Genomic DNA, 18,795 nt, shown 5'->3' on the forward strand with positions numbered 1-18,795 from the left:
AGCGATCAGGTCGAGCAGGTCATTTTGCAGGACCTGCCTCGACGTCTGGCGAGCGCGCTGCTGGGTCTGACGGATAAGCGCAAGCTTGAGCCTGCCAGTCGGACCATTGCGATCACCCAGCAGGAAATCAGCGAGATGGTCGGCATGACCCGGGAAAGCATCAACAAGCAATTGCGGGCCTGGGCGGCCCGCAATTGGGTGCGGCTCGAGCACGGAGCCATCGTTCTGTTGGATCCGGAGCCGCTCCGCGCCTTGGCCGAGGCCGGTTCAGACGACGAGATGTGAGTAGTCCGGCATCAGAGATAACCTGCGCCGGCTTCCGCTGCAAAGCGGCCGGGATCGCCCTCCCAGACGATACGGGCGTGCTCGAGCACATAGACCCGGTCCGCATGCGGAAGCGCGAAGGTGACGTTCTGCTCTCCCAGGATGACTGTAATCGGTGTCGTCTGGCGCAGCTTTTCCAGTGCCTTGGACAACTGCTCGAGAATGACCGGTGCCAATCCAAGCGTTGGCTCGTCGAGAATCAGGATTTTCGGCTGCATCATCAGCGCCCGGCCGATGGCCAACATCTGCTGCTCGCCGCCCGAAAGCGTCTGCGCCAGCTGACTTTGCCGGTCCTTTAGAATCGGGAACAGCTCGAACAGCCAAGTGAGCTGCCGGGCTCGTTCTTGGTCTGAGAGGTGCTGGCCGCCCAGATCGAGATTTTCGCGAACCGTCATTTCGCCGAACAGTTCGCGCGACTCCGGGCATTGCACGAGACCTTCGCGTGCGATCCGCGCCGGGCTGATGCCGCGCAGCGGCGCGCCGTCGCGAACGATGTCGCCGCTATAGGGCAGGAAGCCCGAAATGGCGTTGAACAGTGTGGTCTTGCCGGCGCCGTTGAGGCCCACGATGGAAACGAACTCGCCGTGATGGACGTGGATCGAGACGTCCTCCAGCGCCTGCGCCTTCCCGTAGACCACGCTGAGGTTCTTGACCTCCAGTGCCGGGACCTTGTCCTTGAAGCTGACCTCGGGCCGGGCCGAGGTCTCGATCGCTCCGCCCAGATACACCCGCCGCACCGTCTCATTGCGCATGACTTCTTCGGCGCGCCCGAACGCGATCTCTTCGCCGAGATACATGGCGAGCACGCGGTCAACCAATGCAGCGACGCTCTTCACATTGTGGTCGACCAGAAGCACCGCGCGGCCCTCGTCGCGAAAGCTGCGGATCAGAGCCGAGAAGATGCCAACTTCGGCGAGCGTCAGGCCGGCGAAGGGTTCGTCCACCAGCACGACCTTCGGATCCCGTGCGATCGCTTTCGCAAGCTCCAGCCGTCGGAGATCGGCGAACGGCAGCGTTGGCGGGCGGCGGTCCATGACCGTGCCGAGGCCGACGCGCTCGGCGATCCATTTGGCCCGCTCGGTCAGCTCCCTGTCCGGAAACAGCATCAAGAGGCTGTCCGGCAGCAGAGCAACCATGATGTTTTCCAGGACAGTCTGGCGGTTCAGCGGCCGCGAATGCTGAAACACCATGCCGAAGCCTTTGCGCGCGATCTTATGCGCCGGCAATCCCGCAACGTTCTCGCCTTGAAAGACAACCTCGCCTGCCGTCGGACGCTCGATGCCCATGATCGACTTCATTGCCGTCGATTTGCCCGAGCCATTCGGCCCGATCAGCCCCAGGATCTGCCCGGCATGCAGGTCGAGGTTGAGGTTCTTGACCGCGGTCAATCCGCCATAGCGTTTGACCAGGCCACGGACCTGAAGGGTCGGTGTCGACGTTCCGCTGGCATCCATCACGCGCGCGCCCCGCGGGACAGAGCCGCGCCAAGAAAGCCGCCCGGGAAGAACAGGACGACCAGCAGCGCGACAAAAGAGACGATGAAGGTTGCGAGCTCCCCGGTCGGCCGCAGAAACTCTCCCGCGACGATCAGGAAGATCGCTCCCAGCGCAGCGCCAAGCACCGTGCGTCTGCCGCCGAGCACGGCGGCGACGATCACGTTAACGCCGACGGCGACGTCGACCACGGTCCCGACCGAAGCTGTGCCGAAGTAGAACACCAGCAGCGCCCCGGAAAGACCGGAAAAGAAGGCGCTCACGATGAAGGCGAACAGCTTGTGCTTGACGATGTTGAAGCCGAGGGCGCCGGCCTGCACGGGGTCTTGTCCACTCGCCTGCAGTACCAGGCCCAGCGGCGACTGCGAAAGGCCGTAAAGGATCGCACCACTGACAGTCATGAAGCCAAGCGCGATCCAGTAATTGGCGTTGGCGCTGATCGTAATGACGTCGGGAATGGTCAAGCCGATTTCGCCCCCGGTCAGGTCGGCGAAAACCACCACGAAGTTCTGCAGCATCAGCACGGCCACCAGGGTCGTCAGGCCGAAATAGGGCCCGCGCACCCGCAGCGCGGGTAGCGCCAGGACGAACCCTGCAACGACGGAGGCCAGCGCTCCCAGGATGATACACACATAGACCGACCAGCCATATTGGTTGTTGACGATACCGGCGGTGTAGGCGCCCACGCCGATCAGGAACGTTGGGCCGAAATTGACCTCCCCGGCGAAGCCGAACAGCAGATCCCAGGCCATCGCGAAGACGCCGAAATAGTAGGCCACGGTCAGCAGGCCCAGCACGTAGCCCGAGACGTAGAGGGGTAATGTTGCCGCGACAATGATGACGACGAGAGAGATCACGAACAGGCGTGAGGTGAAGAAACCCGACATGCTCATCGTCTCCCGAGCAGGCCTTGCGGCCGGATATACATCACGAAGACCAGGAGCAGCAGGGCAGGGATCGTACGGTAGGCCGGCGAAATCAGATAGGCCGTCAAGGTTTCGAGATAGCCGACCACGAACGCGGCGATCAACGATCCCGACACGCTGCCGAGCCCGCCGAGCACCACGATCGAGAAGGCGCTCGCGGTCAATGGGCCGACACTGTAGGAACTGACGCCAAGAAACATGCCCAGCAGCACGCCGGCAATGCCGGCCAGCACGCCATAGATAGCCCACACCACGATATAGATGTTGTTCAGCTCGAGACCGAGCAGCGTCACCCCGCGCGGATTCATCGATGCAGCGAGCACCGCCTTTCCGGTGCGGGTCCGGTTCACCAGGACCCAGAGCAGCGCGATCACAAAGCAGCAGACGATTGCGGTGAATATCTCATTGCGCGGCGTACGGACGCCCACAATATCGACCACGCCCTCGACGATCGGCAGCACCGTCTTGGCATTATTCGTGAAGAAATAGGCGATCAGCTCCTGGATCATGATTCCCCAGAGCAGTGTTCCGGTCAGAACAAAGATCTCCTTCTCCTCGTTCGGAATCCGTCGCGACCGCTGGATTGGCTGCACGACCGCAAAATAGGTGGCGAAAGCCGCGACCAGCGCCGCGGCGATCCCGATCAGTGCGCCAGCGTAGGTGCCGGTATGAAGAACGCTCGCGGCAGCCCAGGCCGCCACGGCCGCCAGCACCATGATGGCGCCATGGGAGAGGTTAAGCACGCCGGATACCCCGAAGATCAGGGTGAAGCCGGTTGCGCCCAGCGCATAAAGGGCGCTGACGGCAAAGCCGTCGATCAGGATCTGGAGTGCACGCATGGACTTTGGCTGCGGCAGCACCGCTGCCTTGGCGAGAGAGGAAGGCGGAAACGTCCTGCTCTCGCGGAACGAGAGCAGGACGGCTCCAATATCAGTTCGAGGTGACCTTGATGAAGCTCGGGAACTTCATCGATGCTTTCGCGACTTCCTTCGGCCAGACCGCGACCTGCTGTCCATCCTGCCACTGCAGCATCAGCCCAGTGATCAGGCCTTTGCCGTATTTGATCGAGTGCGTGAACGGATCGTCCTTGCCGTAGAATTGCACGCGCCCGATCGTGCCTTCCCAGTCGGTCTTCTCGAGCGCCTCAACCAGCTTGTCGGCGTCGGTCGAGCCCGCCCGCTTGACGGCCTCGGCAATGTAGTAGACCTCGTCATACGAGGTGTAGCCCGCATAGGATGGATAGTTGCCGTATTTGGCCTTGAAGCCTTCCGAGAAGGGGACCGATTTCGGGGTTACGGCGACGCCGGTGCCGGAGACGCCCTGATACAGAACGCCATTGGCGGCGTCGTTGGTGTCCTTGCCGAAGGTGGAGTTGGTCGCCTGCGAGCTGATCCCGAACATCGGGATCGGAACCTGCTGGTTCTTCCACTGCACTGTCGGCTGCACACCGACATGGGAGATACCGGTGATGATGACGTCCGGCTTGGCGGCTTCGATCTTGTTGAAGATCGGCGTAAAGTCGGTGGTGTCTGGCGAGAAGCGGATATGGTCGAGCACCTTCAGCCCGATCTTTGGCAGGCATTCCTCGTATCCGACGTCGAGCGGCTTGGTCCAGGCGGCGTCCTCGCTCATGATGACCGCCGTCGACATGTGCTTGCCGTCGACCAGGAGCTCCTTGGCCGCATCGCAAACCGAGAGCGCGAGCGCGGCTGACGTCAGATATCCATGAAACGTGTACTTGTTCTTCTCGTAGTCGGCGTGGACGCTCTTGCTGATCTCGTTCGACGCCGCGCCCGGCGTGATGAACGGTGTTTTCAGCCGGGATGCCCAGGGCTCAAGCGCGAGCACCACCTCGCTGATATAGCTGGCGATGACGATATTGACCTTGTCTTCGTTGACCGCGCGCTGAAACGCGCGGACGGAATCGGCAGAAGAGGAGTGGTTGTCATAGGTGACGATCTCGATCTTCCGCCCGTCGACGCCGCCCTTGGCGTTGATCTCGTCGGCCGCCATCTGCGCGGCCTGGGGAATGGAGGCACCTGCGATGGCTTGCGCCTCCGCGATCACGCCGATTTTCAGTGGATCGGCAGCGAGGGCCTGGCTCGAAATCGTGCCTAGAAACCCGGCAGCGGCCAACACCAGCGCGCTATAGCCGAATGGCGAGACCGCCGAGCGGGAATCGTTTCTCATATTTCTCTCCCTGGAATTATGCTTGTTTTTTTTCATTGTAGCGCCGCTTGCGCCGGCAGCAAGCGGAACCGGCCTTTTCTCCGTACGCCCCCTACCTAAGATTAACCCTCGATAATCGCGACGGCCCGGGTCCATCCGGCGGAGGCGCGTTCGATCTTGACCGGAAAACAGCTCACCAGGAAGCCGGTCGAGGGCAGCTGCTCGAGATTGTGCAATTTCTCCAGGTGGCAATAGCCAATGTGGCGCCCGGCCTTATGTCCCTCCCAGATCAGGCCGGCATCCTTGGTTTCCGCGTAGCGCTTTGCCGTATGCACGAACGGCGCGTCCCAGCTCCAGCCGTCAGTGCCCGTCAGTCTCACGCCGCGCTCGAGCAGGTACATGGTCGCCTCATAGCCCATGCCGCAGCCTGAACTTACGTAGTCGGGGCGGCCATATTTGGCTCCGGCCGAGGTGTTAACCACCACGATGTCCAGTGGCGACAGCGTGTGGCCGATGCGCTCGAGCTCCTGCTCGACCTCCTTGGCTGTCGCGACATAGCCGTCCGGCAGGTGTCTGAAATCGAGCTTCACTCCCGCTTGGAAGCACCATTCCAGCGGCACCTCGTCGATCGTCCAGGCGCGCTCGCCGCGATTCATCGTAGGATGGAAATGCCAGGGCGCATCCAGATGGGTGCCGTTGTGGGTCGACAGTTGGACCTGCTCGACCGCCCAGCCTTGGCCATCGGGCAGATCCTCCGCCTTCAGGCCGGGGAAGAACTGCAGCATGTGCGCCAGGCTCTGTTGGTGGTCGATATATTGGATCTTCGGATGGTTGCCGGGCGGGTCTGCCGGCACATCATTCTGCAGCGGCACCGATATATCGATCAGTCTTCGGGCCATGGCGTGTTCTCTCCCGTCACCAAGCGACGCCTCGCGCGCCCAGAGTCGCACGCGCGCCTATGTTGCTCGCAGACCGAACTTAGGGCCACCATCCCGCTGCCAGCAAGACCGCTCGTAGCGCGGGTCGCGCTATCTTGAACCTCGAGAATGGCCTCAGTGCAGCACCTGGCGCGGGAGCCAAAGCGAGATCTGAGGGATATAGGTCACGGCCATCAGCACTAGGAACATCACCGCGTAAAACGGCCAGATCCGGCGCATGACCTGCTCGATCGAGACCTTGCCGACCGCGCAGCCGACGAACAGGATGGCGCCGACCGGCGGGTGGCACAGGCCGATCCCAAGATTGAGCAGCATGATCATCCCGAAATGAACGGGATCGACGCCGAAATTCTGCATGACAGGGAGCAGGATCGGTGTCGCGATCAGGATCGACGGGGCCATGTCGACCAAGGTGCCGAGCAGCAGCAGAAGGATGTTGATCAGGAACAGGATCACATACTTGTTGCTGGAGATCGACAGGAAGAACTGGGTCATCTTGCTCGGCATCTGGGTCAGCGCCATGATGTAGCCGACCGCCGAGGCGCAGGCGATCAAGGTCATCACCATTGCTACGGTGCGCAGAGTCCGGTGCAGCAGAACCGGCAGATCGCGCCAACGGTAGTCGCGATAGATGAACATCGTGACGAAGAAGGCCCAGAGGCAGGCGACCGCGCCGGCTTCGATCGCGGTAAAGACGCCGCCAAGGATGCCGCCCAGGATGATCACAAGCGTGATCAATCCCCATGCGGCGTCGATGGTGATCCGGACCGCATCCTTGGCGGCGACTGTATTCCCTGCCGGATGGCGCTCGCGATAGGCGATCACAAGGCAGAGCAGGATCAGCGAGAAGCCGAGCAATAGGCCGGGGAAGACACCCGCGACGAACAGCGCACTGATCGAAATCGTGCCGCCGGTTGCGAGCGAATAGAGCACGGCATTATGGCTCGGCGGCACGAGCAGCGCCTGCACCGACGAACTGATGGTCAGGTTGGTTGCGAAGACCCGGGGGTAGCCGGAGCGCTCCATCTGCGGGATCATCACCGAGCCGATCGCGGACGTGTCGGCCACCGCTGAGCCGGAAATGCCGCTCAGGAACGTCGTCGCCAATACATTCACGATCGATAGCCCGCCGCGGAGCCGGGTGAGGCCGACCAGCACGTCGGCGAAGGCGACCAGCCGTCGCGCCATGCCGCCTTCCGCCATGATGGCACCGGCGAGCACGAAGAAGGGAATCGTCAACATGGCGACTTTGCTGACGCCATCCGAAACCTTCAGCATCACCGCTTCGAGCGGAATGCCGATCCATAGCGCGCCGACGATGGCGGCAAGCGCCAGCGAATACGCGATCGGCATCCCGATCAGGAAGCAGACCAGCATCGTCGTGAGCAGGACGAAAATATCCATGGATCTCTCTGCCGCTTAATCGAAAGACGCGGTGTCGCGATGAGGAATGGGATCAGGCGGAACGCCGACGGCGAGCCGCTCGATGATGAAAAGGAGAAGGCAGAGGCCGCCGATCGGAATCGGCAGATAGGTCACGCCGACCGAGAGGAAGGGGAAGTCAGCGATGGTGTTGCTCCAGGTGACCTCGACCAGCCGCTCCCCCCAGATGATCATGAACAGCGCTATCAGCGCCATCAGCAGCTGCACGATGACGTCGAGGATCCGACGCCATCGCGCTGGCAGCTGATCGGCGAAGTAGGAGAGGTTCATGTGCAGGTTCAACCTGTAACCCGCAGCCGCTCCAATGAAGGTGAGGAGGATCGTGAGCAGCACAGCGAGCGGCTCCGGCCAGGACGCTGCGCTGTTCAGCACATAACGGGTGAACACTGCATATGGGATGACCGCCGAGATCAGCACCAACGCCGTGGTGCCGACGATCACGCAGGCCAGATAGAGCGCATCCATTGCCCGGCGATACCAAGCGGCCATGGCTATTCCTCCTCGTCCGACACGCGAACCTTGTTCGCGTCGCTTACGCGATTTCCTGGATGCGCTTGATCATCTCCTGGTATTTCGGACCATATTTGTCCCAGACCGGCTTCACTGCAGCCTGGAAGGGAGCCTTGTCGGGGATCTCGGTGATCTCGCAGCCAGCGGCCTTGGCCTTTTCCATGGCTTGGCGTTCATAGGCCTTCCACAATTCGCGCTCTTCCATCTGGGCTTCGCGCGCAAACTTCTTGATCAGGGTCTGATCGTCAGGGGAGAGCGCAGTCCACGCCCGCTTGGAGAAGACGAGCACCTCGGGAATGACGAGGTGTTCGGTCAACGAGTAGTATTTCGCTGCGGTGTAGTGGTTGGAGAACACGTAGCTCGGCGGATTGTTCTCGGCGCCGTCGATCACGCCGGTCTGCAGCGCGCTGAAGACCTGATCATATCCCATCGCGATGCCGTTGCCGCCCAGCGCGTTCATCATGTCGATGAAGATCGGATTGCCGATCACGCGGACCTTCAGGCCCTTGATGTCGTCGATCGTCTTGATCGGCCTCTTGGTATTATAGATGCTCCGTGCGCCGGAGTTCATCCAGCACAGGGCGACAAGGTTGGCGCTTGGATTGGCGCTGATGCGGTCGAGCAGGTCTTGGCCGACCGGGCCATCCATCATCTTCTCGGAATGTTCGATGCTTTTGAACAGGAATGGCATGTTGACGACGTTGATCTCGTCGACAATGGGGCCCAATGCGCCGGCGCTGACGCGCAACATCTGGATTGCGCCGATCTGTGTCTGCTCGATGGTTTCCTTCTCGCCGCCGAGCTGAGCGGACGGATACATCTGGATCGACAGCCGACCGTTGGTGGCGGCTGCGAGCTTCTTGCCCAGATTCTCGGTTGCGGCCACCGTCGGGTAGCCCGGAGGCTGGACGTCGGAGGTCTTGAACACCGCTTTGGACTGGGCCAGCGCGGACGAGAACGGGGGAAGCGTGGCTGCAGTGGTCAGCCCCACGCTCAGTTTGATAAAGTCGCGTCGTTTCATGGCGTCCCTCCCAGGACTATGGCGTTTGATCCACAATCATTGCAGATCGCGGTTCTCGGCAGGTGAGACTTAGGTCGGTTGGTCGAAGAACTCCGGATTGATCATTTGAATCTCCGAAATGTCGCTGAGCAGCCGCTCGAGGTGGCGTGCCATCGCGAGCCGCGCGCCGTTCGGATCGCGCGCCTCGATTGCGGCCAGGATCGGCTCGTGTTCTGCAATCACTTCCGCCATGCGGCCCGCCTGGGGCAGCGTCAATCGGCGATAGCGGTCGACATGAACCTTGACCTGCTGGATCAAGGTCCAGATCCCGGGATAGCCGGCAATTTCCGCAATGGTCGCATGAAAGAGCTCGTCGGCCTGGTGGAAAGCCTCGCGATGTTTCGCTGCGCTGGCTTCCCGCTGCCGCTCGAGCACCGCGTGCAGATTCAAGAGCTGGCTTGATGTCACCCGCTCCGCGGCCATCCGTGCCGTGGTTTCCTCCAACGCTTTCCGGATGATGATGGCTTCGGGCAGCGCAGCGACCGGAATGCGCGAGACAAAGATTCCGGATTGCGGGAAGATCTCGACCAGGCCTTCATCGGCAAGTTTCAGGATGGCTTCGCGGACGGGGGTTCGGCTGACGCCGTAGGCCGTTGCGATCTGCGACTCGGAGATGATCTCGCCGGGTCTTCGTACCAGTGAGACCAATTCTGTCCTCAGGTCGGAATAGATCTGGGATGATGCCCGCGTCCCGCGCGGCCGGGCGCTGCGGCGCAAGCGGGCGGATAGCGGTCGTGGCGCAGGGGCCAACTTCCTGGGTGCGCGGGCGATCATATGCGTTTCCTCAATTGATATATTAGTATATGAATCTCGCTTGGCAACGAAAATTACCACTGCTGCGAGCGGGGAGGAGAGCCTGTGCCGGATTACCGCAAGCTGTTCGATCTCATGGGCAAGTCAGCCGTCGTGCTCGGGGCCGCATCCGGCATCGGCAAGTCCTCGGCAGAGGCTCTTGCCGACCTTGGTGCCCATGTGCTGTGCGCCGATCGCGCCGTCGAAGGTGCGCAGACCACAGCAGCCGCGATTCGAGAGCGGGGCGGACAGGCTGATGCGGCTGTGTGCGATGCAGCAGATCGTGGCGGGATCGCAGAACTTGCGGCCAAAGCCAGAGATAGGTTTCCGCGTATCGATATTGCCGTCACCACCCCCGGGCTCAACATCCGCAAAACGATCCTCGACTATACCGAGGAGGATCTCGACCGTGTCATCAACCTAAACATCAAGGGCACGCTGTGGTTCTTCCAGGCCTTCGGCCGGATCATGACGCAGCAGCGCAGCGGCAGCCTGATCGCCTGCTCGTCGATGCGTGCGGTGACCATCGAGCCGGGACTTGCAGTCTATGGCGCGACAAAGGCCGCGATCGGGTTGCTGGTCAAGGGCTTCGCCTCCGAGGTCGGCCCCTTCGGAGTACGCGTCAACGCGATTGCGCCCAGCATCGTTGAGACCGCGCTGACCGCGGCGTTCAAAGAACGCCCCGACATCTACAATCTCTACGCGGCGCACACCGTCTTCAACCGCTGGAGCAGTGCTGACGAGGTTGCGACCGCCGTCTGTTACCTCGCCTCCGATGCGGCGAGTTACGTGACCGGCAGCACCCTGTTCGTCGACGGCGGCTGGACCGCGGTCGACGGTCCGCCAACCGGCCTGACCCAGCTCGGCGGCTGACACTTTCTCACCCACTGAATGTCCGGATCGGGGTTCCAGCCCCAGGTGGGATCACGCCTGCGTTTTGTTCATGCGAATGCCTCGCGAAAGCGCTCGGCTGAGGCAAATTTCGATGTTAACAATCGTGGCATGAACCAGCAGCCTCGCATTGAGATCCGCCACTCCACTTGTCCGCATGACTGCCCGTCGGCCTGCGCGCTCGACGTGGAGGTGCTCGATCGGACCACGATCGGCCGCGTGCGCGGGTCCAAGCAGCAGACCTACACGGCTGGCGTCGTCTGCGCGAAGGTCGCACGCTATGCTGAGCGCATCCATCATCCCGAGCGGCTGATGCATCCGTTGCGTCGCACTGGCCCGAAAGGCTCCGGTCAATTTGCGCGCATCACCTGGGACGAAGCGCTCGACGAGATCGCGGCGCGCTTTATGGAAGCCGAGCGGGAGTCCGGCGCCGAATCGGTCTGGCCCTATTACTACGCCGGCACGATGGGCCTGGTGATGCGGCTCGGCATCAACCGCCTGACCCATGTGAAGAAGTACTCGCGCTTCTATTCGACGATCTGCGCCAATGTGGCGCGTGTCGGCTTTGCGATCGGGACCGGCAAGATCGCCGGCGTCGATCCGCGCGAGATGGCCGTCTCCGACCTGATCGTGATCTGGGGCACCAACCCCGTGAACACGCAGGTCAATGTGATGACGCATGCGTCGCGCGCCCGGAAGGAACGCGGTGCGAAGATCGCCGCGGTTGATATCTACGACAACGAAACGATGAAGCAGGCTGATATCAAGATCATCCTGCGTCCCGGCACCGACGGCGCCTTCGCCTGCGGCGTCATGCATGTGCTGTTCCGCGACGGCTATGCCGACCGCGCCTATATGGACCGCTACACCGATTGTCCGGCTGAGCTCGAGGCGCATCTGAAGACGCGCACCCCGGAATGGGCCTCTTCGATCTGTGGCGTTCCGGTCGCGGAGATCGAGGCGTTTGCGCGCGCGATCGGCGAGACCAAGCGCACCTTCTTCCGGCTCGGCTATGGCTTCACCCGCAGCCGCAATGGCGCCACGCAGATGCATGCAGCGTCGTGCATCCCTGCGGTGACGGGTGCCTGGCAGTATGAAGGCGGCGGGGCCTTCTTCAACAATGCCGCGCTCTGGCGCTTCAATGAATCCATCATCGAAGGCCATGATGCGATCGATCACACCACGCGCATTCTCGACCAGTCTCAGATCGGACGCGTTCTGACCGGGGACAGCGCAGCGCTGTGCGGCGGCCCGCCGGTCAAGGCGATGTTGATCCAGAACACCAACCCGATGACCGTGGCGCCCGAGCAGACCCTGGTGCGGGAAGGCTTCGCGCGGGAGGATCTGTTCGTCGCGGTCCACGAGCAGTTCATGACCGAGACGGCCCAGATGGCCGACATCGTGCTGCCGGCAACGATGTTCATGGAGCACGACGATCTCTATTACGGCGGCGGCCATCAGTACATCTCGGTCGGTCCGAAGCTGATCGATCCGCCGAGCGAATGCCGCTCCAACCACGACGTGCTGCAGGGGTTGGCGCGGCGGCTCGGGGCTGTCCATCCGGGGTTCGAGATGACGCCGCGTGAGCTGATCGACGCGACGCTGAAGAAGAGCGGCCATGGCGACATCGCCGGGCTCGAAGCGGACATCTGGCGCGACCTGCAGCCGGATTTCCGCACCTCGCATTATCTCGACGGCTTCGCGCACAAGGACGGCAAATTCCATTTCAGGGCGGACTGGGCGCGCCCACCCTTCGGCCGCGTGATGGGTAATCCTGAGCGGATGCCGTCGCTGCCGGACCATTGGGCGGTGACCGAGGATACCGACGCGGACCATCCCTTCCGGCTGGCCACCAGCCCCTCGCGCTCGTTCCTCAACACCACTTTCAATGAGACGCCGTCCTCGCAGGCGAGGGAAGGGGCGCCGTCGGTGATGATCCATCCGCTGGACGCCGCCGCGCTCGGCATCGCCGATGGCGAGGCGGTGACGCTCGGGAACCGGCGCGGCGAGACCACGCTCACCGCGCGCCTGTTCGACGGCGTGCGGCGAGGCGTGCTGATTGCGGAATCGATCCACCCCAATCGAGCCCACCAAGGCGGCCGGGGCATCAACACATTGACTGGGGCCGACACCGTCGCACCGATCGGCGGCGCGGCGTTCCACGACAATAAGGTCTGGCTGCGAAAGGCCTCCGCGTAACGATCGCGTGTCGGCCGGTTCGGCAGAAAATAGAAATAATTGCAATAACTTGGTGCGCTTAGGCCCGGACGCCAGCGCATTGGCACGACCGACCGCTGGACCTCCATTGACGCCTCGCAAGATTTTTCTTGAGCCTTGCTCATTTTTGCGATAAATAGTTTTGAGCGTTGCTCAAAATTGAAGGTCGCGCCATGCAAACCCAAGCCATCCGCATCCCACATCTTTTCGCTGCTGATGCCCTCGCTCTGGTGAACGGTTTTGGCCGGATCGTGTCTCACATGGTGACGGCTCCGATCGAGCGGATCGCGAACGCCTGCGACGTCGCCGGCCTCCTGGCGGCGCGTCCTGCCGTCCGGCGGGCCGGGGCGAGCCTCTATCGTGCGGCGCGGCGGGACGGGCACCGGCTCCGCCGTCGGGGCCTGTTCGGCTGCTTTCATTATCTGAACGAACTGACCTGATCCGTTCGAATCCGTCTCCCATGCGCAACCAAGCGGTCACCATGTCCCCACATCGCGCAGCTCCCGAACGGCCAAACCGGCTCTGGATAAGCTTTCTGCACATCACCTTCGGCGCATGCTTGGTGCTGGTCGGTGGGGGCATCGTTGCGCTGCCGCTGGACTGGGAGTTGCGCAGCGGTTTTGCGGCAGGGCTCGTCGCACTCGTCTGGTCGTCTTTCACGCTGGGTGAGACCATGGTGCTGATCGCGCAGGATCCCGCGCAACGCAAACGCAGAGAGAACGAAAGCCCGGGCAGCGGCCCGGCACAGAGAGGAATTTGAGGCCGAACCGGCCCTCCATTTTGTCATCAATACCAAAGAGCACCATGATTTCGCGGCCTAGCCCGCAGCACACCAGGAAACGACAATGATCAAGCAACTGATGTCGTCGCGTCGCTTTGCCCCGCTGTTCTGGGCGCAGTTCTGCTCCGCACTCAATGACAACGTCCTGAAGAATGCGCTCGTCATCATGCTGCTCTATGGCGCCGTCGCGGCGCATGGCGATGCGCTGGTGACGGTTGCGGGCGCGGTCTTCATCTTCCCGTTCTTCATTCTGTCCGGCCTCGGCGGCGAGCTGGCCGACAAGTACATCAAGGGCGTGGTGGCGCGCCGTCTGAAGTTCGTCGAGATCTTCGCGGCGGTCTTTGCTGCGCTCGGCTTCTTCCTGCATTCGGTCCCGCTGCTGTTCGTCGCGCTCGGCCTGTTCGGCATCGTCGCGGCGCTGTTCGGGCCGGTGAAATACGCGATGCTTCCGGATCAGCTCACGGTCGGCGAACTCGCCACCGGCAACGCGCTGGTCGAGGGCGCGACCTTCCTGGCGATCCTGATCGGCACCATCGCCGGTGGCCAGCTCGTCTCCGGCTCCACGCATATGGGCTGGGTGTCGCTCGCGGTCGTCGGTCTTGCGCTGATGTCCTGGGCTTCTGCCGCGCAGATCCCGCATACGACGCCGTCCGCTCCCGATCTCCGCATCACCGCCAATCCCTGGACGTCGACGCTGCATCTCTTGAAATCGCTCTATGCCGAGTCGCGGCTGTGGGACGGCATGGTCATCGTGTCTTGGTTCTGGCTCGCCGGTGCGGTCGTGCTGTCGCTGCTGCCGGCGCTGATCAAGGGCGTCGTCGGCGGTACCGAGGGTGTGGTCACGCTGTGCCTTGCGATCTTTGCGATCGGTATTGCGATCGGCTCGCTGTTTGCCGCCCAGCTCAGCCATGTCCGGCCGAACCTGGCGCTGGTGCCGATCGGCGCCATCATCATGGGTGTGCTCGGGCTCGATCTGTCCTGGGCGATCGGCACGACCGAAACGGCGAAGGACATCACGCCAATGGCCTTCCTCGGCTCCTGGGCAGGCTTCCGCATGGTGATCGATTTCGCGCTGTTCGCCTTCGGCGGCGGCCTGTTCGTGGTGCCGGCCTTCGCCGCGGTGCAGGCTTGGTCGGCGCCGTCCGAGCGTGCGCGGGTGATCGCCGCCGGCAACATCCTGCAGGCAGCTTTCATGGTGGTCGGCTCGCTGTTCGTCGCGGGCCTGCAGGCCGCCGGTCTCTCGATCGCCTGGATCTTCTTCGGGCTTGCGCTCGCGAGCTTCGCCTCGGTCTGGTTCGTGCTCAACAAATGGGGCAAGGAAGGCGTGCGCGATTTCGGCGCGCTGCTGTTCCGTGCGATGTTTCGCACCGAGGTGCGCGGCCTGGAAAACCTGCCGCCCGCCGGCACCCGCATGCTGATCGCGCCCAACCACGTCAGCCTGGTCGATGGACCCTTGCTGCACGCGATCCTGCCGATCGATGCCACCTTCGCGGTGGACACCGGCATCGCGCAGGCCTGGTGGGCGAAGATCTTCCTGAAGATGGTTCGCCACATCACCATCGATCCGACCAAGCCGCTCGGCGCGCGCGATCTGATCAAGCTCGTCGCCGGCAGCGAGCCGGTGGTGATCTTCCCGGAGGGCCGCCTCACGCTGTCCGGTTCGCTGATGAAGGTCTACGACGGCACCGCGATGATCGCCGACAAGGCCGATGCCGTCGTCGTGCCCGTGCGGATCGAGGGCGCGCAGCGCTCGCATCTCAGCTATCTCAAGCACGGCCAGATCAAGCGCTCCTGGTTTCCGAAGGTGACCGTTACGATCTTGCCGCCGGTGAAACTGTCGATCGACGAGTCTCTCAAAGGCAAGACCCGGCGCAATGCGGCCGGAGCTGCGCTGCAGGACGTCATGATCGACGCCATGGTCAAGAACGCGATGCTCGACCAGACCCTGTTCGAGGCACTGGCGCATGCCTATCGCGATCGCGACACCGGCAAGGTGCTGATCCAGGATCCGCTCGGGACTCAACTGACCTATCGCAAGCTCCTGCTCGGGGCCCAGGTGCTCAGCCGCAAGCTGGAGCAGGGCAGCATCGTCGGCGACAACGTCGGCGTCCTGCTGCCGAACTCGGCCGGCGTTGCCGTCGTGTTCATGGCGCTGCAGTCGATCGGCCGGGTGCCGGCGATGCTCAACTTCTCGGCCGGTCCCGTGAATGTGCTGGCGGCGATGAAGGCGGCGCAGGTGACGACGGTGCTGACCTCGCGCGCCTTTATCGAGAAGGGCAAGCTCGACAAGCTGATCGCCGCAATCGAAGGCCAGGCGCGGCTGGTGTATCTGGAGGATGTGCGTGCCTCGATCGGTCTGATGGACAAGATCAAGGGCTTTGCCGACGGCATTCATCCGCGGGTCGCCCGCAACGCCACCCATCCCGCAGTGGTTCTGTTCACCTCGGGGTCGGAAGGTACCCCGAAGGGCGTCGTGCTGTCCCACCGCAACATCCTGGCCAATGCGGCGCAGGCGCTCGCCCGCGTCGATGCCAATGCCAACGACCTCGTGTTCAACGTCCTGCCGGTGTTCCACTCTTTTGGCCTTACCGGCGGCATGATGATGCCCATCTTGGCGGGTATCCCGATCTACATGTACCCGTCGCCGCTGCATTACCGGATCGTGCCCGAATTGATCTATCAGACCGGCGCCACCATCCTGTTCGGCACCGACACCTTCCTGACCGGTTATGCCCGTTCGGCCCATGCCTATGATTTCCGCACGCTGCGGCTGGTGATCGCCGGCGCCGAGCCGGTGAAGGACCGCACGCGGCAGGTCTATATGGAGCGCTATGGTATCCGCGTGCTCGAAGGCTATGGCGTGACCGAGACCGCACCGGTGCTGGCCATGAACACGCCGATGGCCAACCGCGTCGGCACCGTCGGCCGGCTGTCGCCGCTGATGGAATACCGGCTCGACAAGGTGCCGGGAATCGAGGAGGGCGGCCGCTTGTCGGTGCGCGGCCCGAACGTGATGCTCGGCTATCTGCGCGCGGAAAATCCGGGCGTGCTGGAGGCCCTCCCCGAGGGCTGGCACGACACCGGCGACATCGTCACCATCGATGCGCAGGGCTTCATCACCATCAAGGGCCGTGCCAAGCGCTTCGCCAAGATCGCGGGTGAGATGGTCTCGCTGTCGGTTGTCGAGCAGATCGCCGCCGCGGTGTGGCCGCAGGCGATCTCGGTCGCGGTGTCGATCCCCGATGAGCGCAAGGGCGAGCGCATCGTCCTGCTCACGACCCAGAGGGACGCCGATCGCGGCAGCATGCAGCGTCAGGCCAAGGCGCAAGGCGCGCCCGAGCTTGCCGTTCCCGCAACTGTGATGGTGGTCGACAAGGTGCCGCTGCTCGGCAGCGGCAAGACCGACTATGTTGCGGCGAAAGCGCTCGCCGAATCGGCTGCCGCGGGCGGCGCCGCGGGAGAGTCGACGGAGCGGGAGGTCGCTTGATCGCATCGTTGCGCCGACGTCGTTCGCAGAGCAGCCCCTGTATCGCAGGGGTGGTTCTGCTGCACGGCATCGCCGGCCGCTCATTGATGCTGCGCCGGCTGGAGAGCGCGCTGCAGCGCGCGGGATTTGCGACGCTCAATCTCGACTATGAAAGCCGCAAGAAGCCGCTGGAACAACTCGCCGAGGACATCCACCCGGCGATCGCGCGTTTTGCGGCGAGCCTGCAGGGCCCGATTCACTTCGTCACCCATTCGATGGGCGGGCTTTTGGCACGGGTCTACATTGCAGAGCACCGCCCGGCGCGACTCGGCCGCGTCGTCATGCTGGGCACGCCGAACGGCGGCAGCGAGATTGCCGATCGGTTGAAGCACATTGCGCTGTATCGCAGCTATTTCGGTCCCGCCGGACTCCAGCTGGTGACCACCAAGCACGTCACCCTGGCGTCGCTGCCGCCGCTCGACTACGAGGTCGGCGTCATCGCCGGCAACCGCTTCCTCGATCCGATCTCGGCCCTGTTCCTGCTGCCTTGGCCGAATGACGGCCGAGTGTCGGTGGAAAGCTGCAAGCTCGCCGACATGACCGACCATATGACGGTCAAGGCCTCGCATATGGGCCTGTTGCTCCATCCCACCGCGGTCCGGCAGACGGTTGCCTTCCTGCGCAACGGCCGGTTCGAGCGCGGTCGCCCGACCTGGCGTCGCGAGCCGCGCGAGATGAACCGCCCGGCGGCGACCTGACGCAAGTTTTCCTTGCTCGTGGCAGCTATCCGGCGACAATCCCGTTCCGGATAGCAGCAGATAGGCAAGGCCATGACCGATACGCCAAGCGTGATCCTCGACAAGCGCGGACAGGCTCTCTGGATCACCATCAATCGGCCGGACAAGCGCAACGCGCTCAATGGCGAGGTGATCGCCGGCATCGCCCAAGGCTATCGGCAGGCTCATGAGGATGCGGATGTCCGCGTCATCGTGCTGACCGGTGCGGGGGAGAAGGCGTTCTGCGCCGGCGCCGATCTGCAGAATTCCGGCGCTGCCTTCGCGATGGATTTCTCGCGTCCCAATGTGGACTACGCCGATCTGCTCAGGCTGTCGCAGAATGCGACCAAGCCTGCGATCGCGCGGGTCGGAGGCGTCTGCATGGCCGGGGGCATGGGGCTGCTCTGCATGACCGATATGGCGGTGGCCGCCGACAACGTGATCTTCGGCCTGCCGGAGGTGAAGGTCGGGGTGTTCCCGATGCAGGTGCTGAGCCTGCTGCAGACCATCGCGCCGCCGCGCCTCGTCAGCGAATGGGCGCTGACCGGCGAGCCGTTCGATGCGAAGGCTGCGCAAGCCGCCGGCCTCCTCAACTACGTCGTGCCTGCGGCCGAGCTCGACGCCAAGATCAACTGGCTGATCGGCCGTATCGTCGACAAATCTCCGACCGCGATCCGCCGCGGCAAATATGCGATGCGCGCCATCGCGTCGATGTCGTTCGACGAGGCCATCGCCTATACCGAGAGCCAGATCGCACTGCTGGCGATGACCGAAGACGCCAAGGAAGGGCTGAAGGCGTTTGCCGAGAAGCGCAAGCCGGTGTGGACGGGAAAGTGAGCGGCTCCTCGTTGATCTGCTGTTAGTTGGGTCGCTGCGATATCGCGCCGTATTCGGTGTCGTCACTGCGAACGCAGGGACCCATAACCACCGTCGGTTATCATTGCGCACGCTAGAAGCTCCAGCTCGCGCTCCACTCTGCCCTGTGGCTATGGCTCCCGGCTCGCGCTCA

The 18,795-nt window shown here is 63.1% G+C and carries 17 protein-coding genes; 8 read left to right on the forward strand and 9 right to left on the reverse strand.

Annotated elements, in window-relative coordinates; genetic code table 11:
* Nucleotides 1-285 (forward strand): helix-turn-helix domain-containing protein (locus tag BRAS3843_RS21545; protein WP_035982403.1); only part of this gene is annotated, 285 nt, incomplete at its 5' end.
* Between the two features lie 11 nt (nucleotides 286-296).
* Here BRAS3843_RS21545 and BRAS3843_RS21550 read toward each other — a convergent pair.
* The 9 genes from BRAS3843_RS21550 to BRAS3843_RS21590 all read right to left on the reverse strand — a co-directional run bounded on the left by BRAS3843_RS21550 (nucleotide 297) and on the right by BRAS3843_RS21590 (nucleotide 9,580).
* Complete coding sequence (locus BRAS3843_RS21550) at nucleotides 297-1,778, reverse strand: ATP-binding cassette domain-containing protein (protein WP_008971161.1); 1,482 nt, start codon at nucleotides 1,776-1,778, stop codon at nucleotides 297-299.
* Entirely contained in the window at nucleotides 1,778-2,704 is a 927-nt protein-coding gene (locus tag BRAS3843_RS21555) for a branched-chain amino acid ABC transporter permease (RefSeq protein ID WP_008971162.1), read from the reverse strand. The genes BRAS3843_RS21550 and BRAS3843_RS21555 overlap by 1 nt, the downstream gene beginning before the upstream one ends.
* Nucleotides 2,705-2,706: 2 nt before the next feature.
* Nucleotides 2,707-3,582 (reverse strand): branched-chain amino acid ABC transporter permease, encoded by an 876-nt coding sequence (locus BRAS3843_RS21560; RefSeq protein WP_008971163.1) that lies wholly within the window; start codon nucleotides 3,580-3,582, stop codon nucleotides 2,707-2,709.
* Between the two features lie 91 nt (nucleotides 3,583-3,673).
* Nucleotides 3,674-4,933 (reverse strand): ABC transporter substrate-binding protein, encoded by a 1,260-nt coding sequence (locus BRAS3843_RS21565; RefSeq protein WP_008971164.1) that lies wholly within the window; start codon nucleotides 4,931-4,933, stop codon nucleotides 3,674-3,676.
* 101 nt (nucleotides 4,934-5,034) lie between these two features.
* Nucleotides 5,035-5,811, reverse strand: coding sequence for a cyclase family protein (locus tag BRAS3843_RS21570; protein WP_008971165.1), 777 nt, complete (start codon nucleotides 5,809-5,811; stop codon nucleotides 5,035-5,037).
* A gap of 153 nt (nucleotides 5,812-5,964) precedes the next feature.
* Complete coding sequence (locus BRAS3843_RS21575; protein WP_008971166.1) at nucleotides 5,965-7,254, reverse strand: TRAP transporter large permease; 1,290 nt, start codon at nucleotides 7,252-7,254, stop codon at nucleotides 5,965-5,967.
* A gap of 15 nt (nucleotides 7,255-7,269) precedes the next feature.
* Nucleotides 7,270-7,782 (reverse strand): TRAP transporter small permease, encoded by a 513-nt coding sequence (locus BRAS3843_RS21580; protein WP_008971167.1) that lies wholly within the window; start codon nucleotides 7,780-7,782, stop codon nucleotides 7,270-7,272.
* Nucleotides 7,783-7,825: 43 nt separating this feature from the next.
* A complete protein-coding gene (dctP, locus tag BRAS3843_RS21585) occupies nucleotides 7,826-8,824 on the reverse strand; it encodes a TRAP transporter substrate-binding protein (RefSeq protein ID WP_008971168.1) in 999 nt (332 codons plus the stop codon).
* Between the two features lie 69 nt (nucleotides 8,825-8,893).
* Nucleotides 8,894-9,580, reverse strand: coding sequence for a GntR family transcriptional regulator (locus BRAS3843_RS21590; RefSeq protein ID WP_008971169.1), 687 nt, complete (start codon nucleotides 9,578-9,580; stop codon nucleotides 8,894-8,896).
* A gap of 141 nt (nucleotides 9,581-9,721) precedes the next feature.
* Between BRAS3843_RS21590 and BRAS3843_RS21595 the strand changes: the two genes are divergently transcribed.
* From BRAS3843_RS21595 to BRAS3843_RS21625, 7 genes are all read left to right on the forward strand, one after another.
* Nucleotides 9,722-10,528: an SDR family NAD(P)-dependent oxidoreductase gene (locus BRAS3843_RS21595; protein ID WP_008971170.1), complete on the forward strand. Its 807-nt coding sequence runs from the start codon at nucleotides 9,722-9,724 to the stop codon at nucleotides 10,526-10,528.
* Nucleotides 10,529-10,657: 129 nt separating this feature from the next.
* Nucleotides 10,658-12,745 (forward strand): molybdopterin oxidoreductase family protein, encoded by a 2,088-nt coding sequence (locus tag BRAS3843_RS21600; RefSeq protein ID WP_008971171.1) that lies wholly within the window; start codon nucleotides 10,658-10,660, stop codon nucleotides 12,743-12,745.
* 191 nt (nucleotides 12,746-12,936) lie between these two features.
* Nucleotides 12,937-13,203, forward strand: coding sequence for a hypothetical protein (locus tag BRAS3843_RS21605; RefSeq protein WP_008971172.1), 267 nt, complete (start codon nucleotides 12,937-12,939; stop codon nucleotides 13,201-13,203).
* Between the two features lie 41 nt (nucleotides 13,204-13,244).
* Nucleotides 13,245-13,523, forward strand: coding sequence for a hypothetical protein (locus tag BRAS3843_RS21610; RefSeq protein ID WP_035982411.1), 279 nt, complete (start codon nucleotides 13,245-13,247; stop codon nucleotides 13,521-13,523).
* A gap of 85 nt (nucleotides 13,524-13,608) precedes the next feature.
* The gene (locus tag BRAS3843_RS21615) at nucleotides 13,609-17,031 is read left to right on the forward strand and encodes an acyl-[ACP]--phospholipid O-acyltransferase (protein WP_008971174.1); all 3,423 of its coding nucleotides are present in this window, start codon (nucleotides 13,609-13,611) and stop codon (nucleotides 17,029-17,031) included.
* Nucleotides 17,031-17,768, forward strand: a complete 738-nt coding sequence (locus BRAS3843_RS21620) for an alpha/beta fold hydrolase (RefSeq protein ID WP_035982413.1) — start codon at nucleotides 17,031-17,033, stop codon at nucleotides 17,766-17,768. The genes BRAS3843_RS21615 and BRAS3843_RS21620 overlap by 1 nt, the downstream gene beginning before the upstream one ends.
* 72 nt (nucleotides 17,769-17,840) lie before the next feature.
* Entirely contained in the window at nucleotides 17,841-18,623 is a 783-nt protein-coding gene (locus BRAS3843_RS21625) for an enoyl-CoA hydratase/isomerase family protein (protein ID WP_008971176.1), read from the forward strand.
* The last annotated feature ends 172 nt before the right edge of the window (nucleotides 18,624-18,795 follow it).

Origin of the sequence: Bradyrhizobium sp. STM 3843, assembly GCF_000239815.1 — a bacterium.
Classification (GTDB): Bacteria; Pseudomonadota; Alphaproteobacteria; order Rhizobiales; family Xanthobacteraceae; genus Bradyrhizobium.